The sequence below is a fragment of the Nonomuraea coxensis DSM 45129 genome (genome assembly GCF_019397265.1).
Lineage (GTDB): Bacteria > Actinomycetota > Actinomycetes > Streptosporangiales > Streptosporangiaceae > Nonomuraea > Nonomuraea coxensis.
This window is the reverse complement of the sequence record NZ_CP068985.1, coordinates 3053966-3079680: the sequence shown is the minus strand read 5'-3', so window position 1 is coordinate 3079680 and position 25715 is coordinate 3053966. Positions and strand designations below refer to the sequence as shown.

Genomic DNA, 25715 nt, shown 5'->3' with positions numbered 1-25715 from the left:
AGCGCGCTGAACGACTCGCATAATGTTCAGCATGCTGAAGGATGTGCGGGCCGGGCGGGTGCTGACCGTCGGTGTGGCCGCCGGCGCCGCGCTCACCGGGCTGGTGTGGCTGCTCGGGCAGCGGCTGCAGGGCATCACCCTGCTCCCCGACCAGGGCGCCTCCTGGTACTACTGGAAGCTGCCCGAGCCCACCGCCTGGACCCGCGCCTCGGCCTGGCTGTGCTACGCCGCCCACCAGGTCGCGTTCTGGTGGCTGATCCACCGCGCCCAGACCCGCGTCCGCCGCTACACCTCCGGCCTGCACCGCCTCAACGTCACCGCGCTGGCCGTGAACACCGGCTTCGTCGTCCTCCACCTGCTCCAGACCCAGCTCTTCTACGACGGCCTCGCCCAGGACGTGTCGATCTTCAGCTCGCAGGGCTCGGTGATCCTGCTGCTGGTGGCGGTGCTGCTCATGGAGAACCGGCGGCGCGGCCTGTTCCTCGGCCGGCCGGCGCCGATCGGGCAGGAGATCGTCGCCTTCGCCCGCCGCTACCACGGCTACCTGTTCAGCTGGGCGGCGGTCTACACGTTCTGGTACCACCCGATGGAGAACACCGGCGGCCACCTCGTCGGGTTCCTCTACATGTTCCTGCTGCTCCTGCAGGGCAGCCTCTTCCTCACCCGGGCGCACACCAACCGCTGGTGGACCCTCACGCTGGAGCTGGCCGTGGCGGCCCACGGCACGCTCGTGGCCCTCATGAACAGCGGCCCGGACGGGAGCTGGCCGATGTTCCTGTTCGGCTTCCTGGGCGTGTTCGTCGTCACCCAGATGCACGGGCTCGGGCTCGGGCGGGGCACGCGCTGGGCGCTCGGGATCGCGTACGCGGCCGGCGCCCTCGTCGTGTACGGCCTGCGCGGGGACCTCGGCGGGGTGTCGGCCGTGGTGCGCATCCCGGCGATCGAGTACCTGCTCGTGGGCGTGCTGGCGGTGCTGCTGTGGCTCGGCCTGCGGGCGGCCCGGCTCGGACGGTCACGGGAGCCGGCCCGTCTGGAACAATGAGCGGGTGGCGCAGGAACGACCCGCCCCCGGCGACCCGCAGGACATGCGCGACGACGTCAGCTCATGGCCCGTGGGCCGGCTGCTGTCGGTGGCGGCGCGGCTGGTCGAGCGGCGCTTCCACGACTTCCTCGCCGCCCACCAGCTCTCCCACGCCGGGCTGATCGCCCTGCACCACCTCACCCCGGGGCCGCGCACGCAGCGCGAGCTCGCGGCGGCCTGCCGCGTCACCGACCAGACCATGAGCCGCACCATCGAGCACCTGCGCCGCTCCGGCCACGTCGTCAAGCGCGCCGACCCGCACGACCGCCGCCGCATGCTGGTGGAGCTCACCGAGGCCGGGGACGCGGTCCTCGCCATGGCCCGCGAGAAGGAACGCGACTCCGGCGACCTGCTCGGCGCCGTCGAGGACTACGACCGCTTCCGCGAGGAGCTCATCCGGCTCATCACCGTCACCTGACGCTTTTTGTCGGTGGCGGCTGGCAGAGTGTCCGCGTGGCGCAACCCCTGAAGGACATGATCGGCCTCCGGTCCGTCTCGACGCTGGCCGACGGGCTGGCCGCCGCGTGGCCGCCGTTCCCCCGCGAGCGGTTCGTGGCGCGCGCCCTCGGCGGGCTCGCCGGGCTGGAGCTGAAGGGCCGCGTCAGGCACGTGGCCGACGCCCTGCACGAGGCCCTGCCGCTGCCCTACCCGCAGGCCGCCGCCGTGGTGCGCGAGAGCGCCGCGCGGGTGCCGCTCGACCTGTGGAGCGGCTGGCCCGCCACCGAGCACACGGCGGTCCACGGGCTCGGCCACCTGCGGCCGGCGATGGAGACGCTGGCCACGCTCACGCCCCACGCCACGGGCGAGTTCGCCGTCCGCCCCTACCTGGAGCACCACCGCGACGACGCCCTCAAGATCATGTACGCCTGGGCGGAGTCCCCGGACGAGCACCTGCGGCGGCTCGCGTCCGAGGGCACCCGGCCGCGCCTGCCCTGGGCCGCCCGCGTGGGCTGGCTCATGACCCCCGGCCCCACGCTGCCCCTGCTCGACCGCCTGCGCGACGACCCCAGCGCATACGTCCGCCGCTCGGTCGCCAACCACGTCAACGACCTCGCCAAGGACCATCCCGAGGCGGCGCTCGCCCTGCTGGCGCGCTGGCGGTCCGGCGGCGGCTCCCACGTCGAGAAGGTGCTGCGGCACGCGGTGCGCGGCCTCCTGCGGTCCGGCCATCCCGAGGCGCTCGCCCTGGTGGGAGCCGTGCCCGGCAGCGGCGAGGTGGAGTCACTGTCCCTGGAGGCCGACACGGTCGCCGTCGGCGGCGCACTCGCCTTCACCGTCACGGTGACCTCCGGCGCGGCCGGGCCGCTGCTCCTCAAATACGCCGTCCGCCGACCCGGCTCGCGGCGCGTGTTCCACCTGGGGCAGCGGGAGGCGGCCGCGCCGGGCGCCACGTTCGTCGTCCGCAAGGCCCACTCCTTCCGCCCGGTCACCACCAGGGACGAGCCGCCGGGCCCACGCGAGCTCGACATCATCCTCAACGGCCGCACCGCCGCCACCGCCCCCTTCACCCTGACCCCCACCACCCCTGACCCCCGCCACCCCTGACCCTCGCCTCCCCTGGCCCTCGCCTCCCCCTGACCCCTGCTGACCGCCCCCTTCACCGCCCTCCCCTCCCCTCCCCTCACAGGCTCCGACCTCGCCGCTGCCGGGCGCGGGCCGTCCCCGACCGCCGTTGCCTCTCCCCCTCTCCCCCTCTCCCCCTCTCCCCTGTCCGACTCCCCCTGCCTTCGCCCGCCCGCTCGCCCGCCTCCTCCGACGGACGTCGTCCTGCGGTCAGTCCGCGGGCTCGCCCGCGTGGAGGACTTCGTGCTGCCACCGGTCGCGGGGCTGGGTGTGCAGGCGCCAGTAGTGCTCGGCGATGTCGTCCGGGTCGAAGGGGGTGCCGGGGGCGACCGGGCCCGCCACGGTGACCGAGGCGACGTGCACCCCCGACGGGCCGTACTCCTGGTCGAGCAGCGACACCAGCGTCCGCACGCCGCTCTTGCCGAGCGACAGGCTCACGTACTGCCGCTTGGGCTCCGGCATGCCGCCGGTGATGATGAACGTCCCGCCGCCGCGCCCGGCCATCGCGGGCGCCAGGTGCGCCGCGGCGACGAGCGCGCCGACCACGTTGACCGCCCAGGCGTCCAGGTGGAGCCGCATCCTGGCCTCGCCCGCCGTGTCCGGGCGGATGATCGCCGCGTTGTAGACCACGACGTCCGGGACGCCCAGGTCGGCGCCGGCCGCGTCCAGGGCGGCCCGCAGCGCGTCCTCGTCCGCGCAGTCGGCGGTGTAGCCGCGCGCCCCCGCCACGTCCAAGGTCCTCCCGGTACGCGAGACCAGCCCCACGGGCATGCCCTCGGCGGCGAACCGCCGCGCCACCGACCTTCCGATCCCCGGCCCCGCCCCGATGATCACCGCTCCTGGCATCGTCCGCTCCTGTCCGCGCGTTACGACTGACAGTCGGGACGGTAAGGCGTCACATCCATGTGAAGGTCAAGGAGCATCATGAGGATCGGCGATCTCGCCCGCGCGACCGGCGTGAGCAAGCGGCTGCTCCGCTACTACGAGGAGCAGGGGCTCCTCCGGCCGGTGCGGCTGCCCAACGGCTACCGGGAGTACGCCGAGGCGGACGTCGCCGCGGTCCGGCACATCCGGGCCCTGCTCGCCGCCGGGCTGCCCACGGCGGTCATCGCCCGGCTGCTGAGCTGCGTCCACGACGACGAGGGCGGGCGGATGGTCGCCGCGGCCTGCCCCGGCATGCTCGGCCACCTGCGGCGCGAACGCCGACGCATCGCCGACACCATCGAACGCCTGCAGACGTCCCAGCGAGCACTCGACACCCTCCTCACCTCCGCCCTCCAGCACCCTTGACCGGGAACGGCACCCACCACGTCAACCCCCTCCCCCACCCGGGACGGAAGCACCCGGCACCTTGGCGTCACCACCCCACCCCCTCCCCCACCCGGGACGTGAGCATCCGGCACCTTGGCGTCACCACCCCACCCCCTCCCCCACTCGGGACGTGAGCATCCGGCACCTTGGCAGGGGCGGATCGGATTCGCTTCCCTTCACGGCCGTGGCCGACGGGAGTGGGGTGAGGCCAGTAGACGGGGCGGCGCGGCCTAAGGGGCGGTGCCGGAGCGGCGGCTGATGAGGGTCTCGACGCCGTCCAGCAGCAGGTTCAGGCCGAAGACGAAGTCGGCGTCCTCCACCCAGCCGCCCTCGCCGCCGCCCATGGCGCCCGAACGCATCGCGGCGGCCAGAGCGGGATAGGCGTCCGGGTCGAGGACCTCGGCCAGCATCTCGCCGTAGTCGGCCGCCCCCTCGATCCCGGCCTCCTCAAGCTGCGGGTGGCCGCCGGCCATGCTGTGGACGAGCGCCGCGTCGGTGAGCGCGTAGCCGGTCAGTGCGGTGGCCACGTTGACCTTCTCGCCGTCGTGGAGGCCGGTGCCGCCGAGCGCGGCCAGGGCGCGGTCCAGCCACAGCAGCCGGCGCGGCCCGAGCGGCGGGGCGAGGCGGGCCACCGCCAGCAGCCACGGGTGGCCGAGCAGGATGTCGCGCTGGGCCCGGGTCCACACCTCCAGGTAGGCCCGCCAGTGCCGCCCCTCCGGCTCCGGCGGCAGCGGCGCGGCGCCGTCGGCCATGACGGTGAGCAGTTCCTCCTTGCTGCCGACGTACCGGTAGAGCGCCGTCGCCGCAACGCCGACCCGCGAGGCGACGCTCGCCATCGACACCCCGGCGAGCCCTTCGGCGTCGGCGATCTCCACGGCGGCGGCCGTGATCGTCGCGAGGTCCAGGCGGGGCCGCGGCCCGCGCCGGGTCACCGGCTCGCGTCCCCACATGCGCGCCACGACCGACGGCAGCGGCCGTTCCTCCCCCATGCTCACCCCTCCTTGACTTGCTCCTTGGATTCTGCAGTATCGTGAAACTATGAACGTCATACACAGTACGCCGTTAACAGATGCCATCCACGCCCGCGGGCTGACGAAGTCGTTCGGGGAGACCCGGGTCCTCGCCGGGATCGACCTGACCGTGCCGGCCGGCACGTTGCTGGCCCTGCTCGGCCCCAACGGCTCGGGCAAGACGACCACCGTCCGCATCCTGACCACGCTGCTCGCCCCCGACGGCGGCACGGCGACGGTCGGCGGCCACGACGTCACACGCGAGGGTCGGGCCGTGCGGCGGGTGATCGGGCTGACGGCGCAGCAGGCCACGGTGGACGACCTGCTGACCGGCCGGGAGAACCTGGTGCTGTTCGCCGGGCTGCACCACCTGGGACGCCGTGCCTCACGGCGGCGGGCCGGCGAGCTGCTGGAGCGCTTCGACCTGACCGGGGCGGCGGACCGGCGGGTGGGGACGTACTCGGGCGGCATGCGACGGCGGCTGGACCTGGCGGCGGGGATGGTGGCCGAGCCGCGGATCCTGTTCCTGGACGAGCCCACGACCGGGCTCGATCCGCGCAGCCGCGCCGAGCTGTGGGCGGTGATCCGCGAACTGCTCGCGTCGGGCACGACGATCCTGCTGACGACGCAGTATCTGGAGGAGGCCGACCAGCTCGCGGACCGGGTCGCGGTGATCCACGGCGGGCGGCTGGTGGCCGACGGCTCCCCCGCCGAGCTGAAGCGCCAGGTGGGGACCGAGCGGCTGGTGCTGAGCCTGGCCTGCCCCGAGGACGTGCCACGGGCCCGCGCGACCCTCGCCGGCCTCACCCCCGTCGCCCAACAGACGGCGACACAGCAGGCCGGCCACCAGGCCACACCGCAAACCGGACAGCAGACCGGACAGCAGGCAGGGCAACAGGCCGGGCGGGGGGAGATCACGCTCGCCGTGCACGGTCCCGGCGACCTGCGGCGCGCGCTGGACGCGCTCCACCGCGCCGCCGTCGAGGTCGAGCGCGTGGAGCTGCGCACCCCCACCCTCGACGACGTCTTCTTCGAGCTGACGGAGGCCGCGGCATGAGCGCCGTGCACCCGCGCCGGGGAGCAGCCCCGGCGGCTGACCTCTACCGCCTCGTCGTCCGCGACCTGCGCCGCGAGCTGCGCGTCGTCGACGGCCTGATCGTGAACATCGCCCTGCCTGTGATCATCATGGTGGTCTTCGTCTACGTCTTCGGCGGCGCGATCAGCACCGGCTCCAGCGGCCTCGCCTACATCGACTTCGTGGTCCCGGCGGTGCTGCTGATGTCCGGCGGGTACGGCGCCGCCACGACCGCCATCACCATCGCCGAGGACATGACCGGCGGCATGATGGACCGCTTCCGCACGCTGCCCATCGGCGGCTGGCTGGTGCCCGCCGGGCACGTGCTCGCCTCAGTGCTCCGCAACGTGGTGGCCTGCGGCCTGGCGCTGGCGTCGGCGGTGCTCCTGGGGTTCCGGCCGCACGCCACGCTCACGGAGTGGCTGCTGGTGGCCGCCCTGCTGGCCGGATACGTGCTGGCGATGTCGTCGCTGGCGGCCGTCTGGGGCCTGCTGGTGCGCTCGACGCAGGCGGCGGGGGCGTTCAGCTTCGTGGTGCTGTTCCTGCCGTACGTGTCGGACGGGGTCGTCCCCGCGGAGACGATGCCGGACGTGCTGCGCGACTTCGCCGCCAACCAGCCGCTGACGCCCGCCGTCGCGACCCTGCGCTCGCTGCTCCTCGACGGGGTGCCGATGGGGTCGTCGGGGGTGGTGGCGGCGGCCTGGCTGGCCGGCATCGTGGCACTCAGCCTGCCCGTCGCCGCCGTGCTGTTCCGCCGCCGCACCTCGTCGTGACCCACCCGCCCGATCGCTCTCACGGGGCGGGCGGGACCGGACCGGAACTCTCTCACCCGGCGGGCCGGGCCGCCCGGGGCGCTCTTACGGGGCGGGCGGGGCCATGCCGGCCAGGGCCATGTCGACGACTCGCTCGGCGAGGTCCTCCGGCAGGTCGCCGGACGGCCCCCACTTGGAGTGCCACATCATGGTGCCGGACAGGATGGCCATGGCCAGGGTGACGTCGAGGTCGGGCCGCAGCTCGCCCGAGGCGACGCCGCGCTCGACGACCTCCTGGAGGGCCCGCCGCCGGGGCTCGATGGCGCGCTTGACGAAGCGCTCCGTCAGCCGCGGGTGCCGGTCGGCCTCGCTCATCGCGATGTTCATCACGCACCGGCCGCGCCGGTTGCCCGACTCGACGCGCATGGCGTCGAGCAGGGTGATGAGGTCGTCGCGCACGGAGACGCCGGCGAGCGGGGGCAGCGGCGCCTTGAGCGTGGCCAGGGCGTCGACGACCAGGTCCTCCTTGCTGGACCAGCGCCGGTAGATCGTGGTCTTGCCGACGCCCGCCCTCGACGCGATCGCCTCGATGGACAGCTCGGAGACGCCCATGCCCTCGGCGATCAGGTCGAGGGTCGCCTCGGTGATCGCCTTCTCGGCCTTCTCGCTGCGCGGGCGCCCGGCCGGCCGGGCGGTCCCTGTTCCCTGGATGGTCATCAGATGCCTCCGAGGAGACCCCCGCCTTCAGGCGGGGAAGGAATCGGACTCCTGCGGAGCAGGGCAGGAGCAGGCGGTACGCCGCCAGGCTGACCGCCGCCATCTTTCCGAATCGGCCGGTGCGCGAGTGACCTCGCACCTAGGATCGAGGGGTGGCGCAGCTGGTGAAGCGGGCCTACAAGTACCGCTTTTATCCGACCCCCGAACAGGCCGAACAGCTTGTCCGGACGTTCGGCTGTGTGCGCCTGGTCTACAACAAAGCACTCGAAGAGCGGACCCGCGCCCACAAGCTGGAAGGCCGCGGCGTCTCCTACACCGAGTCGTCCGCGACGCTGACCGCGTGGAAGAAGACACCCGAGCTGGCGTTCCTGAACGAGGTGTCGTCGGTGCCGCTGCAGCAGACGCTGCGGCATCTGCAGGGAGCGTTCGCGAACTTCTTCGCCAAACGGGCCAAGTACCCGACGTTCAAGAGCAAGAAGAAGTCGCGGGCGTCGGCCGAGTACACCCGCTCGGCGTTCCGCTGGCGCGACGGCCGGCTCACCCTGGCCAAAATGAACGCGCCGCTGAACATCGTATGGTCGCGCCCGCTGCCCGAGGGAGCCGAGCCGTCCACGGTCACCGTGAGCCGGGACGCGGCCGGGCGGTGGTTCGTGTCCTTGCTGGTGGAGGAGAAGATCGCGCCGTTGCCGCCGGTCGAGCGGTCGATCGGCGTGGACGCCGGCCTCACCGCCCTGCTCACGCTGTCGTGCGGCGAGCAGATCGCCAACCCGCGTCACGAGCGTCGTGAGCGGCGCAGACTGGCCAAAGCACAGCGGGCACTGGCCCGCAAACAGAAAGGATCGAACAACCGGGCCAAAGCCCGGCTGAAAGTGGCGAAGGTGCACGCCCGGATCGCCGACCGGCGCCGGGACTACCTGCACAAGGTCACCACACGGCTGGTACGCGAGAATCAAGTGATCGCCGTGGAGGACCTGGCCGTACGCAACCTGCTGAAGAACCATGCGCTCGCCCGCGCCATCTCCGACGCCGGCTGGCGGGAGCTGCGGCGCATGCTGGAGTACAAGACGGCCTGGTACGGCCGCACGCTGGCGGTGACAGACCGTTTCTTTCCCTCCTCCAAGCTGTGCTCGGACTGCGGGACGCTGCAGGAGGAGATGCCGTTGAGCGTCCGTGAGTGGGTCTGTGCCTGTGGCGCGGTCCATGACCGCGAAGTGAACGCGGCCCAGAACATGCTGCTCGCCGCCGGGCCGGCGGAGAGCTGAAACGCCTGTGGAGCTGGCGTAAGACCTCAACGGGAGTCCTCCTCTCGGGCGGGCGACCGGCGATGAAGCAGGAAGACCGACCGGCGACGGTCGGAATCCCCCTCGTTCACGAGGGGGAGGATGTCAACGCGGCCTCACACTACCGCTGGTTCCTTCTGTTCCGCCTGCTGGACCGGCTTCGGCCTGCCCGGCATCCAGCGGGCCACCACGACGACGCCGAGCAGCGCGATCGCGGCCGAGACGAGCGCCGTGACGTGCATGCCCTCGATGAACGCCGCGAACGCCGGCTTGATCAGGGCCTGGCCACGCTCGCCGAGCGCCTCGGCGACGCCCATGGTGGCCATGATGGACTCGCCCGCGGCGTGCTGGACGCCGGCCGGCAGACCGGCGAGCACCGGCTCCATGTGCCCACGGTAGCTCGACGACAGCACCGAGCCGAGCACGGCCACGCCGAGCGCGCCGGCCACCTGGCGGACGGTGTTGCTCATGGCCGAGCCGACGCCGGCCTTCTCCCTGGGCAGCGCCTCCATGATCGCGGTCGTGGCGGGCGGCATGATGTTGGCCATCGCGGCGCCCTGGACGAAGAAGACGACCTCGATGAGCAGGATCGGGGTGTTCTCGGTCATGAAGGCGTAGCTGCTCAGCACCAGCGCGATCACGATCATGCTGACGGTCGCGGCCAGCTTGGCGCCGACACGCTCGTTCACCCGCTGGCTGAGCGGCGCGAAGATGAGCTGCGCGGCGGCGAACGGGATCATCAGCGCCCCCGCCTGCAGCGCCGTGTAACCGAGCACGATCTGCAGGTAGAAGGTCAGGAAGAACATCCCGCCCATCATCGCGAAGAACACGATGCCCATCATGGCGATGGCCGAGCCGAACTTGGGGTTGGCGAAGCTGCGTACGTCGAAGACCGGGTGGTCGATGCGCCGCTCCCACCAGACGAACACCCCCAGCACCGCCACCCCGGCGAGGGTGGGCACCAGCACCTCGGCGCTGGCCACGGTGCCGAGGTAGCCGCCGCGGATGATGCCGTAGACGAGGGAGACCAGGCCGATGATCGACAGGATCACGCCGACCGGGTCGAGCCTGGACGGCTTCGGGTCCTTCGACTCGGGCACGATCGCGGCGATGAGGATCACCCCGACGACCACGATCGGCACGTTGACGAGGAAGACCGAGCCCCACCAGAAGTGCTGGATCAGCAGGCCGCCCGTGATGGGGCCGATCGCCACGGCGAGGCCCACGCCGGCCGCCCACACGCCGATCGCCCGGCCGCGCTCGGCGGGCGGGAAGACGTTGGAGATGATGGCCAGGGTGGCGGGCATGATCGCCGCGCCGCCGATGCCCATCGCCGCCCTGGCCAGGATGAGCTGCATCGGGTCCTGGGCGTAGGCGCTGGCGAGCGAGGCCAGGCCGAACAGCACCATGCCGACGACCAGCATGCGCTTGCGGCCCGTGCGGTCACCGATCACGCCGAAGGTGAACAACAACCCGGCGAACACCAGCGTGTAGGAGTTGATCGCCCATTCCAGCTCGCTCTGTGTCGCGCCCAGGCCGGCGGTGGGATCGGAGATGGTCTTCATCGCCACGTTGAGGATCGTGTTGTCGAGCACGACCGCCAGCAGGCTGAACACCAGTACGCCGAGGATGGCCCATCGGCGTGGATGCCCCGAGTTCGGGTCCATGAACGTCCTTAATTTCGATACGGCTAAGTTTCGCTACGCCAACGTATCGCAAGGCATTCCGATACGCAACGGTCCCGTTTCGTAAATTCGGCGTGAACGGCCGGCCCTCTGCCGTCATCGCCGCGTCACATGCGAGCGCGCGGCACCGGCGCCCCCGTGGCCCGGCGCCGCGCGCTCGACTCAGCGCCCGGCCAGCTCAGGAACCCGGAGCAGCCGGAGTAGCGGGAGGTGTCGGAGCACCCGGAGCGTCCGGCGCCGACGGAGCGTCCCGGACGGGGTTCAGCGGGGCCAGGGCGGGGTCCAGCAGGGCGGGCCGGCGGCGGCGCCACAGGGGCAGTGCGGTCAGGACGATGGCCACGCCGGTCAGCCCGGCCACCGCGAACGCCCACGACGGCCCCACCCCGTCGATGACCGCACCGGCGATCGGCGCGGAGGCCGCGCCGCCGATGAGCAGCGCGGTGCCGTGGAGGCCCATCGCCTCGCCCCGGGCGGCCGCCGGCACCCGGCCGCTGACGACGTCGACCGTGGACGACAGCGCAGGCGCGCACAGCAGACCGGCCGGCAGGAGTGCCAGGACGAGCAGGCGCCAGTCGCCGGCCACCAGCCCGACGGGCACCGTCAGCAGGCCCATGCCCGCGATCAGCGCGAACGGCGAGAAGCCCCGCGACAGCCCGCCGTACACGAAGCCTCCGACCAGCGAGTAGACGCACCAGATGCCGACGGCGAGGCCCACCCACGTGGTGTCGCCCGCGTCGGTCATGGTGGCGACCAGGGACAGCTCGGTCGCGGTGAGCACGAACGTGGCCGCCGCGACCGTGGCCATCAGCCCGCCGAAGGCGGGCGTGAGCCATTCGCGCCGCGCCACTCTGCCGACGCGCGCCTCGTGCTCCTTCTCGGCCGCCGAGCGCGTGGGCGGGTTGAGCGCGAGCAGGCCGAGGCCCGCGACCGTCATGCCGGCCCCGATGACCGTCATCGTCACGGTGCTGCCCAGCGTGGTCAGGCCCGCCACGGCGAGCGCGGGACCGGTCATGTAGGACAGCTCGACCAGCATCGAGTCGATCGTGAACCCGGTGCGCCGCTGCGGCGCGGGCACCATGGCGGCCAGGCACTGCCGGGTGACGCTGAACACCGGCAGGGCCAGCAGCCCCGCCAGCGCCGCCGCCGCGGCGAGCGCGGGGAACGGCAGCGCCCACGCGCACGACCAGAACGCCGCCTGGGCCGCGGTGGTGACGGCGAGCACGGGACGCAGCCCGTGCCGGTCGACGAGCCTTCCCGACAGCGGCGAGCCGACGGCCATGCCGATCGTGCTCGCCATCGTGACCAGCCCGGCCTTGGCGTAGCCCAGCTGCAGCACCTCGGCCACGTGCAGGGTCAGCGCCATGCCGGTGGCGGTGGCCGGCACCCGGGCCAGCAGCCCCACCACCAGCAAGGTGGGGACGCCGGGGATCCTGAGCAGCCGTCGGTAAGGGTCGAGAGCCATGGTGTTCGTTTACCTCCGCCTGCATTCTGGCAACAGGCACCGACACTTTCGCCACTGGGTTTCCGCCGCCCGCCTCGCGCCCCTTTTTGTCCCCTTGGCCTCGCATGTCATCATCGGAGGAGGTCCGGGGACGCCACTGGGGCGCCTCGAGACGGCTCAGGAGGGTTGATCCATGTCCTCTTCCACCACCCCCACCCCCACGACGACGCTGTACGGTGGCGCCGCCGGCCGCCGCGTCACCGTCCGCGACCTCGCCGCCGCCAAGGAGCGCGGAGAGCGGTGGCCCATGGTCACCGCCTACGACGCCATGACGGCGCGGGTGTTCGACGCGGCAAGCATCCCCGTGCTGCTCGTGGGCGACTCGGCCGCCATGGTCGTCTACGGCTACGACTCCACGCTGCCGGTCACGGTCGACGACCTGCTGCCGCTCACCGCGGCCGTCGTCCGCGGCTCGTCGCGGGCGCTGGTCGTCGCCGACCTGCCGTTCGGGTCCTACCAGGGCTCGCCGGCGCAGGCGCTGGAGTCGGCCGCCCGCTTCATGAAGGAGGCGGGCGCGCACGCGGTCAAGCTGGAGGGCGGCCGGCGCATCCTGCCGCAGGTCGAGGCGCTGGTCTCGGCCGGGGTGCCGGTGATGGCGCACCTCGGGCTGACCCCGCAGTCGGTCAACGTGCTCGGCGGCTACCGGGTGCAGGGGCGCGGCCAGTCGGGCGACGAGCTCATGGCCGACGCCAAGGACCTGGAGCGGGCCGGGGCGTTCTCCGTCGTGCTGGAGTGCGTGCCGGCCGAGCTGGCGCACCGGGTGACGACGTCCCTCGCGATCCCGACGATCGGGATCGGGGCGGGGCCGCGTACGGACGCGCAGGTGCTGGTGTGGCAGGACCTGATGGGGCTGACGCCGCGGCCGGCGAAGTTCGTCAAGCGGTACGCGGACCTCGCAGGCGACCTGGACCGCGCGGTCCGCGCCTACGCCGCCGACGTCACCTCGGGCGCGTTCCCCGCTCCCGAGCACACCTACAGCTGATCTCCGGGCAGCTGATCCCCGGGCGCGCCGTCCCGCGGCGGGGCGGCGCGCCCCGGTGAGGTCAGAGGCCGGCGGGGTCGGTGTTGGAGCCGCAGACGACGACCGCCACCCGCTCCCCGTCCTCCGGCCGGTACGCCCCCGACAGCAGCGCCGCGTACGCCGCCGCCCCCGCGTGCTCGGCCACCAGCCGGTGCCGCTCCCACAGGACCCGCCGCGCCGCGACGATCGCCTCGTCGGGCACGAGGACGCTGCGCACGCGCGGCGCGGACAGGACGCCGAAGGCCAGCCCACCGATCCTGCTGGCGCCCAGGGCGTCGGCGCCCACCCCGCTCACCCCGACCTGCACCGGCTCGCCGGCCCGCAGCGCGGCGTTCAGGGTGGGGATCAGCTCGGGCTCGACGGCCACGATCCGCGGCCCGCCGCCACCGGCGTCGCCGGTGGCGAGGGTGATGCCGGCCGCGAAGCCGCCCCCGCCGACGGCCACCAGCACGGTGTCCACGCCGCCGGTCTGCTCCATGATCTCCAGCCCGGTCGTGCCCTGCCCGGCGATCACCTCGGGCTGGTCGTAGGCGTGGACGGACAGCGCGCCGGTCTCGGCGGCGCGCTTGGCCGCCGCCTCCGCCGCCTCGGCGTAGATCGCCCCGGTCTGGGTGACGTGCGCGCCCAGCGCCGCCAGCCCCGCCACCTTGACGGGGCTGGTCACCTCGGGCACGAAGATCTCGGCCCGCACGCCGAGCGTCCGCGCCGCGTACGCCACCGCCAGCCCGTGGTTGCCGCCGCTGGCCGCGATCACGCCGCTGTCCGGGAGGGTGCCCGCCGACAGGATGCGGTTGAACGCCCCGCGCACCTTGAACGACCCGGAGTGCTGCAGCAGCTCCAGCTTCATGAACAGCCCCGGTGAGACCTCCAGCACGGGCGTGCGCAGCACGAGCCCGGCGATGCGCCGGGCGGCGGCGGCGACGTCCTCACGGGTGACGGCGGTCCCATCGGTGATCATGACTTCTCCCGGGTGAGCGCGGACTGTACGCTCGCAGGCTACGCGAGCGCCTGCGAGACGTCGGCCCAGAGGTCCTCGGGGTGCTCGATGCCGACCGCGATCCGCACGGTGCCCTCGCCGATCCCGTTCGCCGCCAGCTCCTCGGCGGTGAGCGAGCGGTGCGAGGTGGTCGCCGGGTGCATGACCAGCGTCTCGACCCCGCCGAGCGAGGGGGCGAGCACCGCCAGCCGCACCGCCTTCATGAACCTCTCCCCCGCCGCGCGCCCGCCCGCCAGGTCGAACGAGAACACCCCGCCGAACCCGGGCAGCAGCTTGCGCCCCAGCTCGTACGACGGGTGCGAGGCCAGCCCCGGCCAGTGCACCGCCGTCACCGCCGGGTGCGCGGCGAGCCGCGTCGCCAGGTACTCGGCGTTGGCGCAGTGCCGCTCCATCCGCAGGGCGAGCGTCTGCAGCCCGCGCACCACCAGCCAGGCCGCGAACGGGTCGGCAGAGGCCCCCAGCTCGATCGCGAAGTGCCAGACCCGCTCGTACAGCCCCGCGTCGGCGATGACGGCCAGGCCGCCGACGACGTCGCTGTGCCCGGACAGGTACTTGGTGGTGGAGTGCACGACGACGTCGGCCCCGTGCTCGATCGGCCGGCACAGCATCGGCGTGGCGAAGGTGTTGTCGACCACGGACAGCAGGCCGAGCTCGCGGGCCGCCGCGCACATGCCGGGCAGGTCGGCGACCAGCGCCGTCGGGTTGCTGATCGTCTCCAGGTAGACGAGCCTGGTCTCCGGCCGCCGGGCGGCGCGCAGGGCGGCGGGGTCGTCGCCGGGCACGTGCGTGACGGAGATGCCGAACCTCGCCGCGAGCTCGCTGAGCATCGCCGAGGTGCCGCCGTACAGCGCTCGCTGGGCGATGAGGTGGTCGCCGGGCCTGAGCAGGCCGAGCAGCACGGTGTTGATCGCGCTCATGCCGGAGCCGGTGGCGATCGCGCCCGCGCCGCCCTCAAGCCCTGAGACGGCCAGTTCCAGGGAGCGGACGGTGGGGTTGGTGTAGCGCGAGTAGACGAACGGGCCGGTCGGGCTCCCCATCGCCTCGGCCATGACGGCCGGGTCGGAGAAGGAGAACCCGGAGGTCTGGTAGATCGGCACGGTCATCGGGCGGCTGCCGTCCACCGGCGCCTGCGGGATGTGCACGGTTCTGGTCTCTGGGCGCGGAGTCTCCGGGCGCGGCGTCTCTGGGCGCGGAGTCTCTGGGCGGTGATCGGTCATACCGCCAGGATCTCCCGAGCGGCGGCCCCGGTTGAGAGCCAATCCGGCAGAATTGGCTCATGAATGGGTCCAATCTGGCCGACCTCGTCGACCTGCTGGGCCGCTGGGCGTCCGGGCGCGGCCCGCTCTACCTGCTGCTGGCCGCCCGCCTCCGGGCGCTGATCGACGACGGCGTGCTGCCGCCGGGCGAGCCGCTGCCGCCGGACCGGGTGCTGGCCGGGCGGCTGGCGGTGGGCCGGGGCACCGTGGTGGCCGCGTACGACCTGCTCCGGCAGGAGGGCCGGGTGGTGCGCCGCCAGGGCAGCGGCACCCGGGTGGCCGCGCTCGACCTGCCGGCCAGCAGGACCGCCGACGGCGTGCCCGCCAACCCGCTGCTGCTGCACATCCTGCACCCGCCGGACGGGGTCGCGCTGCTCACCTGCGCCGCGCCCGACGACCCGCCGGAGGCGCTGCGTGAGGCGTACGAGGAGGCCGCCCGCGCCCTGTCCGGCCTGCGCGACCTGGGCTACCAGCCGGCCGGCAACCCGGTGCTGCGGGCCGCGCTGGCCGCGTACTACACCGGGCGCGGGCTGCCCACCGAGCCCGGGGAGATCCTGGTGACGACGGGCGCCCAGCAGGCGCTCACGCTGCTCGCCGGCCTCCTCGTGGCGCCCGGCGACACCGTGCTGACCGAGTCGCCGACGTACCCGGGGGCGCTGGAGGTGTTCCGGCACGCGGCCGCCGTGGTCCGGCCGGTGACGCCCGAGGGGCTGGGCGCGGCCCTGCGGGAGCGGCGGCCCGCCCTCGCCTACTTCGTCCCGACCGCGCGCAACCCGGACGGCGCGATCATGCCGGTCCCCCAGCGGCGGAGGCTGGCGGCGCTCGCCGCCGAGCACGACGTGCCGCTGGTGGACGACGAGGTCTGCGCCGAGCTGTGCTTCTCCGGCCCGGCGCCGCCGCCGCTCGCCGCGTTCGGGCGGGGCGAGCAGGTGATCACCGTCGGCTCGATGAGCAAGCTGGTCTGGGGCGGGCTGCGGGTCGGCTGGATCCGGGCCGCCGCCCCGCTGGTGTCGCGGCTGTCGCGGCTGCGGGCGGTGCACGACCTCGGGGGCGAGGTGGTCAGCCAGCTCGCCGCCGCCGCGCTGCTGCGCCGCCTCGACGAGGTGCGCGGGCAGCGGGTACGCGACCTCACCGCCCGCCACGACCTCCTGTGCGCCGAGCTGCGCGACCGGCTGCCGTCGTGGACGTTCGAGCCGGCCAGGGGCGGCCAGACCATCTGGGTGCGCGTCCCGCGCGGCGAGGTGGACGCCTTCGCGCAGGTGGCGCTCAGGCACGGGGTGGCGGTGCCGCCCGGCCGCTCGTTCGACCCGCTCGGGGGGCACGCCGACCGCATGCGGCTGCACTTCCTGCTGCCCGCGGACGAGCTTTCGCGAGCGGTGAACAACCTGGCCCTGGCCTGGGCGGCCTTCGGCGGAACGGGCCGCGCGGCGTCCCGGCACACCCTGATCGTCTGAGAGTGTGGAGGGCGTGGAGACGACCTTCGTACTTGTGCACAGCCCTTCGGTCGGCCCCTCGACCTGGGCGCCCGTGGCGGAGTCCCTGGAGCGGCGCGGCCGTGCCGTCGTGGTCCCCGACCTGACCGGCATCGCGGCGGGCGGGCCGCCCTACTGGCCGCGCGTCGTGGCCGCGGTGAGGGACGCCGTGGTGAGGGACGCCGGGCCTGCGGCGCCACTCGTGCTCGTGGCGCACAGCAACGCCGGGTTCTTCGTGCCGGTGATCAAGGAGGGTCTGGGCGAGCGCGTGGTGGCGTGCGTGTTCGCCGACGCCCACATCCCGCCGCCCTCCGGTCTCGTACGGATCGCCGAGGAGGGGTTCCTGCCGTTCCTGCGCGGCCTGGCCGGCCCCGACGGCGTGCTGCCGCGCTGGACCGACTGGTGGGACGAGGAGGACGTGGCGCCCATGCTGCCCGACCCGGCCGTGCGGGCGCGGGTGACGGCCGAGCAGCCGCGGCTGCCGCTCGCCTACTACACCCAGTCCGTGCCGGTGCCCGCCGGGTGGGACGAGGTCCGGTGCTCCTGCCTGTGGTTCGGGCCGCCGTACGACGGGGTGGCCGGGGAGGCCGCCAGGCGCGGCTGGCCGGTGACCCGGCTGCCCGGCCTGCACCTGCACCAGCTCGTCGAGCCCGAGGCCGTCACCGACGCGCTGCTGAGATCGTCGCGCAAGTCGTGAATTCCTCACTGCCGCCGGGAGTGCCCGCCGGGCCACAGTCGGAGTCATGACGACGATCAGGGTCAGCGGGCTCAGGAAGAGCCATCAGGGGTTCGAGGCGGTGCGGGGCATCTCGTTCGAGGTGGCCGAGGGGGAGGTCTTCGCGCTGCTCGGCAGGAACGGCGCGGGCAAGACGACGACGGTCGAGGTGCTGGCCGGGTTCCAGCGGGCCGACGCGGGCGAGGTACGGGTGCTCGGCCTCGACCCGCACACCGCCCGCGCGGCCCTGCGGCGGAGCACCGGGATCATGCTGCAGGAGGCCGGGTTCTTCCCCGACCTGACCGTGGCCGCGACCGTCGACATCTGGCGGGGCTTCATCGCCGCGCCCCGCCCGCGCGCCGAGGCCCTGGAGCTCGCCGGGCTGTCCGGGCGGGCGGGCGTGCGGGTGCGGCAGCTCTCCGGCGGCGAGCGGCGGCGGCTGGACCTGGCGCTGGCCCTGCTGGGCCGGCCCCGGGTGCTGTTCCTCGACGAGCCGACCGCCGGCATGGACCCGGAGGCGCGCGCGGCCACCTGGGACGTCGTCCGCGGCCTCGCCGCGGAGGGCGTCACGATCCTGCTGACCACCCACTACCTGGAGGAGGCGCAGCGCCTGGCCGGCAGCATGGCGATCATGGACGCGGGCCGCGTGGTGGCCGCGGGCGGCATGGCCGAGACCCTGGCCGGGCGGGCCGGGCGGGTGTCGTTCCTGCTGCCCCCGCACGTGGACCCCGGGGAGCTGCCGCTGCCGGTCGCGGTCGAGGACGGGCGGGCGGTGTGCCGCGCCGACGACCCCGACCTGGCCGCGCAGACGCTGCTGACCTGGGCCGCGGGGCGTGGGCTGCGGCTGGCGGGCCTGGAGGTGCGCCAGGCCACGCTGGAGGACCTGTTCCTCGACCTCGCCTTCCCCGGCCCGGGCGGGGACGCGGCGCTCTCGCGGGCGGGAGGCGTCCGATGAGCCTCGCCGCCACCTACCGGCTCGGCGTCCGCCTGTTCTGGCGGGACAAGCCCATGCTGTTCGCCTCCGTGGTCACGCCCGTGGGCCTGTCGATCGGGATGCCGCTGCTCATGCGGCACGTACGGGCCGACGGCCCGGCCGCCGCGGCCGAGCTGTTCCCCGCCACGCTGGCCGTCGTGCTGTCGATCACCGCGTTCATGAACATCACGGTCGCGCTGACCGGCCGCCGCGACCAGCTCGTGCTCAAGCGGCTGCGGGCGACCGAGCTGACCGACGGGCAGATATTGGCCGGGCAGATCGGCTCCAACGCCACCCAGACGTTCGCGGTGATCGTGGGGTGCGCGGTGGCCGTGCGCCTGGCCGCCGGGGTGGCGCCGCCGGCGGACGTCGTGGTGTTCGCGCTGGTCACGGCGGCGGGCTCGGCCGTGATGGCGCTGCTCGGGGCGGCGTACACGGCGGCGGTGCCGCGGGCGGAGCTGGCGGCGGCGTACACGATGCCGGTCTTCCTCCTCTCCGGGGTGACGGCGGGCGCGATGGGGCCGATCCCGCTGCCGTCGTGGCTGCGGCCCGCGCTGGACCTGCTGCCGACCTCGGTGGTCGTGGACGCGGTGCGCACCGGCGAACCGGTCCGGGCGACGCTGGTGCTGGCGGGGTGGGCGGCGGCCGGGCTCGTGGCGCTGCGGCTGTGGTTCCGCTGGGAACCCCGGCGGTCCTGACACCACCACAAAAGGGACATAATCGGCTGTGCTCTCCACCTCGGCGCCTCCCGTTCCGGCCGGACGGCTCGCGATCGTGCTCATCACGGCCGTGTCGGTCGCGTACACCGTCATCGCGCTGCTGTACTTCCGGTTCGGCGTGGGCTGGGGCGCGGCGGCCGGCCTCGTCATGCTCGCCGTCGTCGGCACCCACCACCTCAACATGCGGGCGGCGCTGCGCGGCGAGCGGTCCGCCCGCTTCCCGCTGCTGGTCGTGCTGCAGGCGGTGGCCACGTACCTGCCGGACCTCCTGCTGCCGAGCGGCTTCTCGGCCGTCGCCGCGCCGATGCTGGCGGGGACGCTGCTGGTGTACCTGCCGCTGGGGTGGGGGTGCGCGCTGGTGGGGGCCGCGATGGCGTACGAGGGGTTCATCCTGTGGAGCGGCCCCGGCCTCGCCGTCATCACCGCCTTCTACGTGGTGAGCGTGCCGACGACGGGGGCGATGACGTACGCGCTGGTCCGCCTGACCAGGACCGCGGCCGAACTGGCGCGGGCGCGGGCCGGGCTGGCCGACGCCGCCGTGCTCAAGGAGCGGCTGCGCATCTCCCGCGACCTGCACGACGGCCTCGGGCGCAGCCTCACCGCGATCGCGCTCAAGGGCGACCTCGCCACCCGCCTGCTGGACCGCGACCCCGGCTCGGCCCGCACCGAGATGGGCGAGCTGGTACGGGTCGCGAGAGAGGCCGCCCAGGACGTGCGCCGGGTCGCCCGCGGCTACCGGGCCATGTCGCTGGCCGGCGAGGTGGACCGCGGGAGGGCGCTGCTGGAGTCGTCCGGCGTGAGCTGCCAAGCGCACCTGGCCGCCGTGACGCTGCCGCGCCCCTCGGAGGAGGCGCTGGCCTGGGGCGTGCGCGAGGCGGTCACCAACGTCCTGCGGCACAGCCGGGCCACCGTCTGCACGATCACCACCTCGGCCGGCGGCGGGAAGGCGCGGCTGGAGATCGCCAACGACGGCGCCCCTCCCGGCCCCGGAGCGGCCGGCGGCGGGCTCACCGGGCTGGCCGAGCGCGCCGCCCAGGCCGGCGGCTCCTGCGCCGCCGCCCCGACCGGCGACGGCGGCTTCGTGCTGGCCATGGAGGTGCCCGCGTGATCAGGGTCCTGCTGGCCGAGGACATGCACATGATCAGGGCCGCGCTCTCCGCCCTGCTCCGCCTGGAGCCCGACATCGAGGTCGCGGCCGAGGTGACGCGCGGCGACGAGATCGTGCCCGCCGCGCTGCGGACCCGCCCCGACGTCGCGATCGTGGACATCGACCTGCCCGTGCTCGACGGCATCACCGCCGCCGCCGAGCTGCGCGAGCGCCTGCCGTCCTGCCGGATCCTCGTCCTCACCGCGCTCGGCCGGCCCGGCCAGATGCGGCGCGCGCTGGCCGCCGGGATCGAGGCGTTCCTCGTCAAGGACGCCCCCGGCGAGCGGCTGGCCGACGCCGTGCGCAGGACCGCGGCGGGCCTCCGGGTGCTGGACGCCGAGCTGGTGTCGGCCGCGATGGAGTACGGCGAGAGCCCGCTCACCCCGCGCGAGGCAACCGTGCTCAAGGAGGCGGCGCGCGGCGCGTCCGCCGAGGACATCGCCGCCCGCCTGCACCTGTCCTCAGGCACCGTGCGCAACTACCTGACGGCCGCCATCACCAAGACCGGCGCCCGCAACAAGATCGACGCGATCCGCGTCGCCGAGGACGCCGGCTGGCTGTGACCCTCAGATGTCGGTGATCCGGAGACCGGCGTGCGCCTTGTAACGGCGGTTGACCGAGATGAGGTTGGCGGTGAACGCCTCGACCTGGTGGGCGTTGCGCAGCCGCCCGCCGTAGACGCCGCGCACCCCCGGGATCACCGCGGCCAGCGCCTGCACCGTGTCGGTCGCCTCGCGGTCGTCGCCCAGCACCAGCACGTCGAGGTCCACCTTGTCGACCGCGGGGTCCATCAGCACGACCGCCGAGACGTGGTGGAAGGCCGCCACCACCCGGCTGTCCGGCAGCACGGCCGCGGCCTGCTGCGCGGCGCTGCCCTCCGCCACGGGCAGCGCGTAGGCGCCCTGCTTGTCGAAGCCGAGCGGGTTCACGCAGTCCACCACGATCTTGCCGGCCAGCTCGGCGCGCAGCGACTCCAGCAACGCCTTGTGCCCCTCGTACGGGACGGCCACGATCACGAGGTCGGCCTCCGTGGCGACGTCGGCGTTCGCCGCGCCGCGCGCGCCCGCCCCGATGGACCCGGCCGCCTCCTGGGCGCGCTCGGCGCTGCGGGACCCGATGAGCACCTGATGCCCGGCCAGCGCGAACCGCCGCGCCAGGCCCTTCCCCTGGTCGCCGGTGCCGCCGAGGATGCCGATGGAGAGCCCGCTCACGTTCACGTCAGTCATGGCTCGCATCATGCCAGCCGCCCTCCGCGCGGTGCGCGCGAGGGGCTGGCTGACCGCCGGAGCGCACAGGGTGTCAAACCATCACTTCCGAAACAGCTCCCCCGTACGGGACCGTCCGGCACCATGGACGCATGGACTCGGGATCGGTGGCACTCCTGCGCGAACTCCTGGCCCGTACGAGCTGGCTCGACCGCGCCCGTGACCTCGGGCAGGCCCTGCGCGCCACCCGCTCCCCCGGCGGGCTGCTGCTGGTCGGCACCCCCGAGGACGAGCCCTGGCACCTGACCGCCCACCTCGCCGACGAGGCGCGCTTCTCCGGGCTGCCGCAGCTCACGCCCACGCTGGTGCGCTGGGCGCCACCCGCCGACGCCCCCGCCCACCTGCGCGTCGGCCTCGACCGGCTGGAGCGGGCGGCGCGCGGGGAGACGTTGTTCGTGCTGACCGAGCAGCGGGCGCCGGTGCCGCTCCTGGAGCGGGTGGACGACGCCCGCAGGACCGGTGCCACCATCCTCGCCATCGAGGGCGGCGACCGGGAGCTCGCGGGGCTCGCGCACGACGCGCTGGAGGTGCCGCGCGACGGGCTGGTCACCTTCGACGGCGCGCAGCACCTGGTCAGCGCGGCGGCCGGCGAGGTCGAGCAGCGCCTCGGCCTCCGCGGCCGGCTGGCCCGCCTCCTGGAGCGGGTCAGCGGCCCCCAGCTGCCCGACTGACGGCGCCGTCCGGGCGTCAGCCGGGGTCGGACGGGGTGCGGAGACGTCCGCTCAAGAGGGCCTGGAGGGCCGCCGTGGCGTCCTCGATCGCGGCGATCACCACCGCCTGCACCGGGTCGGGCTCGCCCGACCGGGTCCGGCTCACCCGCGTGACGGCGTCCAGCCGGCGCGCCCCCACGTCCCGCAGCTCGCTCACCCGGACCTCGCCCTCGGGGACGTCCAGCAGCGCCAGCGCGGGCACGATCGCCACCCCGTGCCCCGCCGCCACCAGCGCCAGCGTCGGCCCGAACTCGGTGATGACGTGCACCTTCCTCGGCTCGAACCCGTGCAGCCCCGCCAGCCGTTCCAGCGCCTGCCCGCACGCCTGGTTCGGCTCGCCGGCCACCCACGGCAGGCGGGCCAGGTCGGCGACCGTGCGGGGCGGGTCGGGCAGGCCGGGCGGCAGCACGATGCGGTATTCGTCGACGTAGAGCAGGCGCGTGCTCAGCGACGGCTGGGTCAGCGCGGGCAACCCCATGTCCTGCTCGGTGATGACCACGTCGACCGCGCCGAGCCGCAGTTCCCGCAGCGCGGGCTGGCCGTAGATCTCGTGGATGGTCGGGACGATCTTCGGGTGGCGTTCGGCCAGCGCGCGCAGGGCGGGCACCAGCATGTGCTTGATGAAGGTGGGGAACGCCGCGATGCGCACCGGCCCGGCCAGCCGCTCGGTGAAGCGGGTGAGCTCGCGCCGGGCCTCCAGCAGCTCCTCCTCCACCCGCTCGGCGTAGCCGGCCAGCACCCGCCCGGCGGGGGTGAGCGACACGCTGCGCTGGGAGCGGTCGATGAGGGCCAGCCCGACCTCGCGTTCGAGCTGGGCGAGCTGTTGGGAGACCGCGGAGGGGGTCAGGTGGAGCGCCTCGGCGGCCCGCATGACGCCGCCGCGGCGGGCGACCTCGTGCAGGACCCGCAGCCGCCGGGGGTCGATGTCCATGCAGCCCAGCTTACGGGGAACTTCAGATTTCTTTATTTGTGCTTTACCGCACACCGCCGGGACAATCGGCCCATGGATCTCCTCCTCGCGGTCGTCGGCTGGGCGGGCGCGGCCGTCCTGCTCGCGGCCTACGCCCTCGTCTCGTCCGGGCGCATCCACGGCGACGGGCTGACCTACCAGCTCATGAACCTCTTCGGCTCGGTCGGGCTCATGGTCAACAGCGCCTGGAGCGCCGCCTGGCCGTCGGCCGGGCTCAACCTCGTCTGGGCCGCCATCGGCGTGCTCGCCCTCGTCAAGCTCGCCAAGGTCGGAGCCACCAGATGATCGTCGAGCTCAGCCACCGCGTCCACGACGGCCTGGTGACCTACCCCGGCATCCCGGCCCCGCGGCTGGGCGTGCACCTGAGCAGGGAGGACTCGCGCACGCTGTACGCCCCCGGCACCGAGTTCCACATCGCCACGATCACCCTCGCCGCCAACACCGGCACGTACGTGGACACGCCCTTCCACCGCTACCCCGACGGCCCGGACCTCGCGGGGACGCCGCTGGACCGGCTCGCCGACCTGCCCGGCCTGGTGGTGCGGGCCGAGGGGCCGGGCCGCGCGGTGACCGTGGACCGCGGCCTCGACGTACGCGGCAAGGCCGTGCTCGTGCACACCGGCTGGGACCGCCACTTCGGCACCGACGCCTACGTCGGCGGCCACCCCTACCTGGCGCCGGAGTCGGCCGCCTGGCTGGCCGAGCAGGGCGCGGCGCTGGTCGGGATCGACTCGCTCAACATCGACGACACCCCGCCGCACGGCGAACGCCCCGCGCACACGATCCTGCTGGCGGCGGGGATCCCGCTGGTGGAGCACCTGACGAACCTGGCGGCCCTGCCCGAGGAGGGTTTCCGCCTGCACGCCGCGCCCCCCATGATCGCGGGCATGGGGACCTTTCCCGTACGGGCCTACGCGGTGCTGTGACCGCTCCGCGGATCAGTCGTCGTCCTGCTCCGCCTCGTCCCACGCCTTGTTGCGGTCGGCGGCGCGTTGCAGCGCCCCGGCCGCCTCCTCCTCCGAGGCGTAGGGACCCATCCGGTCCTTGTTGGGGCAGCCTTGGTCGGGCTCGACCCGCATGTGCTTGAGACAGAACCACCACTGGCCTTCGCTCACGAGGTCAATTCTGCCCCGTAGACTCATAGTTCATGACGACACTGCTCCAGCCCGGGCGAGTTTCGCCCATGCGAAAGGTCCCCGCCCACATCGAGCGGCCGGAGTACGTCGGTAAGAAGCGCCCCAAGACCGGCGAGTCCGACGTGAAGAGCCCCGAGATGATCGAGCGCATGCGGGTGGCGGGCCGGATCGCCGCGCAGGCCCTCGAAGAGGTCGGCAGGCACGTCAGGCCGGGCGTCACCACCGACGAGCTCGACGTCGTCGGCCACGAGTTCCTCCTCGACCACGGCGCCTACCCCAGCACGCTCGGCTACAAGGGCTACCCGAAGTCGCTGTGCACCTCGATCAACGAGGTCATCTGCCACGGCATCCCCGACGACACGGTGCTGCGCGACGGCGACATCGTCAACGTCGACATCACCGCCTACATCGGCGGCGTCCACGGCGACACCGACGCGACGTTCCTGGTGGGCGAGGTCGACGAGGAGTCGCGGCTGCTGGTCGAGCGCACCCGGGAGGCCATGATGCGGGCCATCAGGGCCGTCGCCCCCGGCCGCCAGCTCAACGTCGTGGGCCGCGTCATCGAGGCGTACGCCAAGAGGTTCGGCTACGGCGTGGTGCGCGACTTCACCGGCCACGGCATCGGCGAGACCTTCCACTCCGGCCTCATGGTGCCGCACTACGACGACCCGTCGCTGCGGGTGGAACTGGTGCCCGGCATGACGTTCACCATCGAGCCGATGCTCACGCTCGGCACCATCGAATACGAGATCTGGCCCGACAAGTGGACGGCCGTCACCGCCGACCGCAAGCGCACGGCGCAGTTCGAGCACACGATCCTGGTCACCGAGACCGGCAGCGAGATCCTCACCCTGCCCTGAGGGGCCCCGTCACGGGCGTCTGGGCACCACTCCGGTGACCGTGGTGCCCTCGCCCGGCACGCTGTTGACCGACAGGCTGCCGCCGACCTCGGCGAACGCCGCCCGCATGCGGGCGATGCCGTGGCCGCCGCCGACGGCCTGCCCAGTGGCAGAGCCGGTGACAGGGCCGGTGGCAGAGCCGGTGGCGGGGAAGCCGTGGCCGTCGTCGCTCACCGTGACCCGCACGCCGCCGCTCCCCGCCGTGACGGCGATCGAGACGGTCCGGGCGCCGCTGTGCCGCTCGACGTTGTCGAGGGCCTCGCGCATGGCGGTCATGACCCCGGCGGACACGCTCGCGGGAACGTCGCCGGCCGGCAGGGCCCAGGTCTCCACGGCGATCCCCGACCGCTCCCCCCACTCGGCGAGGTAGCTCTCGAGCGCCTCAGCCAGGCTTTGCCCCCCGCGCATCCGCGTCTCTTTCACTGGTTTCGCCTTCCTCGGCACCCCACGCCGGTCCCCA

Annotated in this window: 28 protein-coding genes and 1 pseudogene; 18 read left to right on the top strand and 11 right to left on the bottom strand. The window is 73.8% G+C overall.

The window, feature by feature from the left end:
• Positions 1–31 precede the first annotated feature (31 nt).
• The 3 genes from Nocox_RS14315 to Nocox_RS14305 are packed head-to-tail and all read left to right on the top strand — an operon-like array spanning position 32 to position 2626.
• On the top strand, positions 32–1042 hold the full coding sequence (locus Nocox_RS14315; protein WP_157382866.1) for a hypothetical protein: 1011 nt from the start codon (positions 32–34) through the stop codon (positions 1040–1042).
• 4 nt (positions 1043–1046) lie between these two features.
• Positions 1047–1499: a MarR family winged helix-turn-helix transcriptional regulator gene (locus tag Nocox_RS14310; RefSeq protein WP_020541529.1), complete on the top strand. Its 453-nt coding sequence runs from the start codon at positions 1047–1049 to the stop codon at positions 1497–1499.
• 35 nt (positions 1500–1534) lie between these two features.
• A complete protein-coding gene (locus tag Nocox_RS14305) occupies positions 1535–2626 on the top strand; it encodes a DNA alkylation repair protein (protein WP_219495623.1) in 1092 nt (363 codons plus the stop codon).
• 228 nt (positions 2627–2854) lie between these two features.
• Here Nocox_RS14305 and Nocox_RS14300 read toward each other — a convergent pair whose 3' ends face one another.
• Complete coding sequence (locus Nocox_RS14300; protein WP_033411546.1) at positions 2855–3490, bottom strand: SDR family NAD(P)-dependent oxidoreductase; 636 nt, start codon at positions 3488–3490, stop codon at positions 2855–2857.
• 78 nt (positions 3491–3568) lie between these two features.
• Between Nocox_RS14300 and Nocox_RS14295 the strand changes: the two genes are divergently transcribed.
• The gene (locus Nocox_RS14295; RefSeq protein ID WP_020547736.1) at positions 3569–3934 is read left to right on the top strand and encodes a MerR family transcriptional regulator; all 366 of its coding nucleotides are present in this window, start codon (positions 3569–3571) and stop codon (positions 3932–3934) included.
• Between the two features lie 251 nt (positions 3935–4185).
• Here the strand turns inward: Nocox_RS14295 and Nocox_RS14290 are convergent, their stop codons facing one another.
• Positions 4186–4944: a TetR/AcrR family transcriptional regulator gene (locus Nocox_RS14290; protein WP_020547735.1), complete on the bottom strand. Its 759-nt coding sequence runs from the start codon at positions 4942–4944 to the stop codon at positions 4186–4188.
• A 49-nt stretch (positions 4945–4993) separates the two neighbouring features.
• Between Nocox_RS14290 and Nocox_RS14285 the strand changes: the two genes are divergently transcribed.
• Positions 4994–6022, top strand: a complete 1029-nt coding sequence (locus Nocox_RS14285) for a daunorubicin resistance protein DrrA family ABC transporter ATP-binding protein (RefSeq protein ID WP_020547734.1) — start codon at positions 4994–4996, stop codon at positions 6020–6022.
• On the top strand, positions 6019–6813 hold the full coding sequence (locus tag Nocox_RS14280; RefSeq protein WP_020547733.1) for an ABC transporter permease: 795 nt from the start codon (positions 6019–6021) through the stop codon (positions 6811–6813). Before Nocox_RS14285 ends, Nocox_RS14280 begins: the two co-directional genes overlap by 4 nt.
• 84 nt (positions 6814–6897) lie before the next feature.
• On the opposite strand, the gene Nocox_RS14275 is transcribed toward Nocox_RS14280, so the two are convergent.
• Complete coding sequence (locus tag Nocox_RS14275) at positions 6898–7509, bottom strand: TetR/AcrR family transcriptional regulator (protein WP_020547732.1); 612 nt, start codon at positions 7507–7509, stop codon at positions 6898–6900.
• Positions 7510–7661: 152 nt separating this feature from the next.
• Here Nocox_RS14275 and Nocox_RS14270 point away from each other — a divergent pair.
• A pseudogene (locus Nocox_RS14270) lies at positions 7662–8860 on the top strand (RNA-guided endonuclease InsQ/TnpB family protein); the annotation flags it as partial.
• A 45-nt stretch (positions 8861–8905) separates the two neighbouring features.
• On the opposite strand, the gene Nocox_RS14265 reads toward Nocox_RS14270, so the two are convergent.
• Entirely contained in the window at positions 8906–10456 is a 1551-nt protein-coding gene (locus tag Nocox_RS14265; RefSeq protein WP_020546300.1) for a DHA2 family efflux MFS transporter permease subunit, read from the bottom strand.
• 196 nt (positions 10457–10652) lie between these two features.
• Positions 10653–11936: an MFS transporter gene (locus Nocox_RS14260; RefSeq protein ID WP_020546299.1), complete on the bottom strand. Its 1284-nt coding sequence runs from the start codon at positions 11934–11936 to the stop codon at positions 10653–10655.
• 172 nt (positions 11937–12108) lie between these two features.
• Here Nocox_RS14260 and panB point away from each other — a divergent pair, with 172 nt between their 5' ends.
• Entirely contained in the window at positions 12109–12957 is an 849-nt protein-coding gene (panB, locus tag Nocox_RS14255; RefSeq protein ID WP_020546298.1) for a 3-methyl-2-oxobutanoate hydroxymethyltransferase, read from the top strand.
• Positions 12958–13018: 61 nt separating this feature from the next.
• Here panB and Nocox_RS14250 read toward each other — a convergent pair whose 3' ends face one another.
• Both Nocox_RS14250 and Nocox_RS14245 read right to left on the bottom strand, forming a co-directional pair.
• Positions 13019–13954, bottom strand: a complete 936-nt coding sequence (locus Nocox_RS14250) for a serine/threonine dehydratase (protein ID WP_020546297.1) — start codon at positions 13952–13954, stop codon at positions 13019–13021.
• A gap of 38 nt (positions 13955–13992) precedes the next feature.
• On the bottom strand, positions 13993–15135 hold the full coding sequence (locus tag Nocox_RS14245; RefSeq protein WP_020546296.1) for a trans-sulfuration enzyme family protein: 1143 nt from the start codon (positions 15133–15135) through the stop codon (positions 13993–13995).
• A gap of 134 nt (positions 15136–15269) precedes the next feature.
• Here Nocox_RS14245 and Nocox_RS14240 point away from each other — a divergent pair, with 134 nt between their 5' ends.
• The 6 genes from Nocox_RS14240 to Nocox_RS14215 are packed head-to-tail and all read left to right on the top strand — an operon-like array spanning position 15270 to position 20838.
• Complete coding sequence (locus Nocox_RS14240) at positions 15270–16703, top strand: aminotransferase-like domain-containing protein (protein WP_020546295.1); 1434 nt, start codon at positions 15270–15272, stop codon at positions 16701–16703.
• Between the two features lie 34 nt (positions 16704–16737).
• Positions 16738–17418 carry an alpha/beta hydrolase gene (locus Nocox_RS14235; RefSeq protein ID WP_211212799.1) on the top strand — a complete coding sequence of 227 codons (681 nt, stop codon included), beginning with the start codon at positions 16738–16740 and terminating at the stop codon, positions 17416–17418.
• Positions 17419–17464: 46 nt separating this feature from the next.
• A complete protein-coding gene (locus Nocox_RS14230) occupies positions 17465–18391 on the top strand; it encodes an ABC transporter ATP-binding protein (protein WP_020546293.1) in 927 nt (308 codons plus the stop codon).
• Complete coding sequence (locus Nocox_RS14225) at positions 18388–19107, top strand: ABC transporter permease (RefSeq protein WP_020546292.1); 720 nt, start codon at positions 18388–18390, stop codon at positions 19105–19107. Before Nocox_RS14230 ends, Nocox_RS14225 begins: the two co-directional genes overlap by 4 nt.
• 28 nt (positions 19108–19135) lie before the next feature.
• A complete protein-coding gene (locus tag Nocox_RS14220) occupies positions 19136–20236 on the top strand; it encodes a sensor histidine kinase (protein WP_020546291.1) in 1101 nt (366 codons plus the stop codon).
• Positions 20233–20838 carry a response regulator transcription factor gene (locus Nocox_RS14215; protein WP_020546290.1) on the top strand — a complete coding sequence of 202 codons (606 nt, stop codon included), beginning with the start codon at positions 20233–20235 and terminating at the stop codon, positions 20836–20838. The genes Nocox_RS14220 and Nocox_RS14215 overlap by 4 nt, the downstream gene beginning before the upstream one ends.
• Positions 20839–20841: 3 nt before the next feature.
• On the opposite strand, the gene npdG is transcribed toward Nocox_RS14215, so the two are convergent.
• Positions 20842–21501 (bottom strand): NADPH-dependent F420 reductase, encoded by a 660-nt coding sequence (gene npdG / locus Nocox_RS14210; protein ID WP_020546289.1) that lies wholly within the window; start codon positions 21499–21501, stop codon positions 20842–20844.
• Between the two features lie 131 nt (positions 21502–21632).
• Here npdG and Nocox_RS14205 point away from each other — a divergent pair, with 131 nt between their 5' ends.
• A complete protein-coding gene (locus tag Nocox_RS14205) occupies positions 21633–22211 on the top strand; it encodes a hypothetical protein (protein WP_020546288.1) in 579 nt (192 codons plus the stop codon).
• A gap of 16 nt (positions 22212–22227) precedes the next feature.
• Here the strand turns inward: Nocox_RS14205 and Nocox_RS14200 are convergent, their stop codons facing one another.
• Positions 22228–23181, bottom strand: a complete 954-nt coding sequence (locus Nocox_RS14200) for a LysR family transcriptional regulator (RefSeq protein WP_020546287.1) — start codon at positions 23179–23181, stop codon at positions 22228–22230.
• A gap of 72 nt (positions 23182–23253) precedes the next feature.
• On the opposite strand from Nocox_RS14200, the gene Nocox_RS14195 reads away from it, so the two are divergent.
• Together Nocox_RS14195 and Nocox_RS14190 are read left to right on the top strand one after the other, a co-directional pair.
• Positions 23254–23505, top strand: a complete 252-nt coding sequence (locus tag Nocox_RS14195; protein WP_020546286.1) for a CBU_0592 family membrane protein — start codon at positions 23254–23256, stop codon at positions 23503–23505.
• The gene (locus tag Nocox_RS14190; protein WP_020546285.1) at positions 23502–24146 is read left to right on the top strand and encodes a cyclase family protein; all 645 of its coding nucleotides are present in this window, start codon (positions 23502–23504) and stop codon (positions 24144–24146) included. Before Nocox_RS14195 ends, Nocox_RS14190 begins: the two co-directional genes overlap by 4 nt.
• A gap of 12 nt (positions 24147–24158) precedes the next feature.
• On the opposite strand, the gene Nocox_RS14185 is transcribed toward Nocox_RS14190, so the two are convergent.
• Positions 24159–24362: a hypothetical protein gene (locus Nocox_RS14185; RefSeq protein WP_033410747.1), complete on the bottom strand. Its 204-nt coding sequence runs from the start codon at positions 24360–24362 to the stop codon at positions 24159–24161.
• A 5-nt stretch (positions 24363–24367) separates the two neighbouring features.
• Here Nocox_RS14185 and map point away from each other — a divergent pair, with 5 nt between their 5' ends.
• Positions 24368–25216, top strand: coding sequence for a type I methionyl aminopeptidase (map, locus tag Nocox_RS14180; protein WP_026214971.1), 849 nt, complete (start codon positions 24368–24370; stop codon positions 25214–25216).
• A 9-nt stretch (positions 25217–25225) separates the two neighbouring features.
• On the opposite strand, the gene Nocox_RS14175 is transcribed toward map, so the two are convergent.
• A complete protein-coding gene (locus Nocox_RS14175; RefSeq protein WP_020546282.1) occupies positions 25226–25663 on the bottom strand; it encodes a sensor histidine kinase in 438 nt (145 codons plus the stop codon).
• Positions 25664–25715 lie beyond the last annotated feature (52 nt).

Bases quoted from the DNA above. Each gene is read 5' to 3' on its own strand.
- Nocox_RS14315 (WP_157382866.1), top strand. From the start codon at position 32: ATGCTGAAGGATGTGCGGGCCGGGCGGGTGCTGACCGTCGGTGTGGCC.
- Nocox_RS14300 (WP_033411546.1), bottom strand. From the start codon at position 3,490: ATGCCAGGAGCGGTGATCATCGGGGCGGGGCCGGGGATCGGAAGGTCG.
- Nocox_RS14295 (WP_020547736.1), top strand. From the start codon at position 3,569: ATGAGGATCGGCGATCTCGCCCGCGCGACCGGCGTGAGCAAGCGGCTG.
- Nocox_RS14290 (WP_020547735.1), bottom strand. From the start codon at position 4,944: ATGGGGGAGGAACGGCCGCTGCCGTCGGTCGTGGCGCGCATGTGGGGA.
- Nocox_RS14285 (WP_020547734.1), top strand. From the start codon at position 4,994: ATGAACGTCATACACAGTACGCCGTTAACAGATGCCATCCACGCCCGC.
- Nocox_RS14280 (WP_020547733.1), top strand. From the start codon at position 6,019: ATGAGCGCCGTGCACCCGCGCCGGGGAGCAGCCCCGGCGGCTGACCTC.
- Nocox_RS14275 (WP_020547732.1), bottom strand. From the start codon at position 7,509: ATGACCATCCAGGGAACAGGGACCGCCCGGCCGGCCGGGCGCCCGCGC.
- Nocox_RS14265 (WP_020546300.1), bottom strand. From the start codon at position 10,456: ATGGACCCGAACTCGGGGCATCCACGCCGATGGGCCATCCTCGGCGTA.
- Nocox_RS14260 (WP_020546299.1), bottom strand. From the start codon at position 11,936: ATGGCTCTCGACCCTTACCGACGGCTGCTCAGGATCCCCGGCGTCCCC.
- panB (WP_020546298.1), top strand. From the start codon at position 12,109: ATGTCCTCTTCCACCACCCCCACCCCCACGACGACGCTGTACGGTGGC.
- Nocox_RS14250 (WP_020546297.1), bottom strand. From the start codon at position 13,954: ATGATCACCGATGGGACCGCCGTCACCCGTGAGGACGTCGCCGCCGCC.
- Nocox_RS14240 (WP_020546295.1), top strand. From the start codon at position 15,270: ATGAATGGGTCCAATCTGGCCGACCTCGTCGACCTGCTGGGCCGCTGG.
- Nocox_RS14230 (WP_020546293.1), top strand. From the start codon at position 17,465: ATGACGACGATCAGGGTCAGCGGGCTCAGGAAGAGCCATCAGGGGTTC.
- Nocox_RS14225 (WP_020546292.1), top strand. From the start codon at position 18,388: ATGAGCCTCGCCGCCACCTACCGGCTCGGCGTCCGCCTGTTCTGGCGG.
- npdG (WP_020546289.1), bottom strand. From the start codon at position 21,501: ATGACTGACGTGAACGTGAGCGGGCTCTCCATCGGCATCCTCGGCGGC.
- Nocox_RS14205 (WP_020546288.1), top strand. From the start codon at position 21,633: ATGGACTCGGGATCGGTGGCACTCCTGCGCGAACTCCTGGCCCGTACG.
- Nocox_RS14200 (WP_020546287.1), bottom strand. From the start codon at position 23,181: ATGGACATCGACCCCCGGCGGCTGCGGGTCCTGCACGAGGTCGCCCGC.
- Nocox_RS14195 (WP_020546286.1), top strand. From the start codon at position 23,254: ATGGATCTCCTCCTCGCGGTCGTCGGCTGGGCGGGCGCGGCCGTCCTG.
- Nocox_RS14190 (WP_020546285.1), top strand. From the start codon at position 23,502: ATGATCGTCGAGCTCAGCCACCGCGTCCACGACGGCCTGGTGACCTAC.
- Nocox_RS14185 (WP_033410747.1), bottom strand. From the start codon at position 24,362: ATGAGTCTACGGGGCAGAATTGACCTCGTGAGCGAAGGCCAGTGGTGG.
- map (WP_026214971.1), top strand. From the start codon at position 24,368: ATGACGACACTGCTCCAGCCCGGGCGAGTTTCGCCCATGCGAAAGGTC.
- Nocox_RS14175 (WP_020546282.1), bottom strand. From the start codon at position 25,663: ATGCGCGGGGGGCAAAGCCTGGCTGAGGCGCTCGAGAGCTACCTCGCC.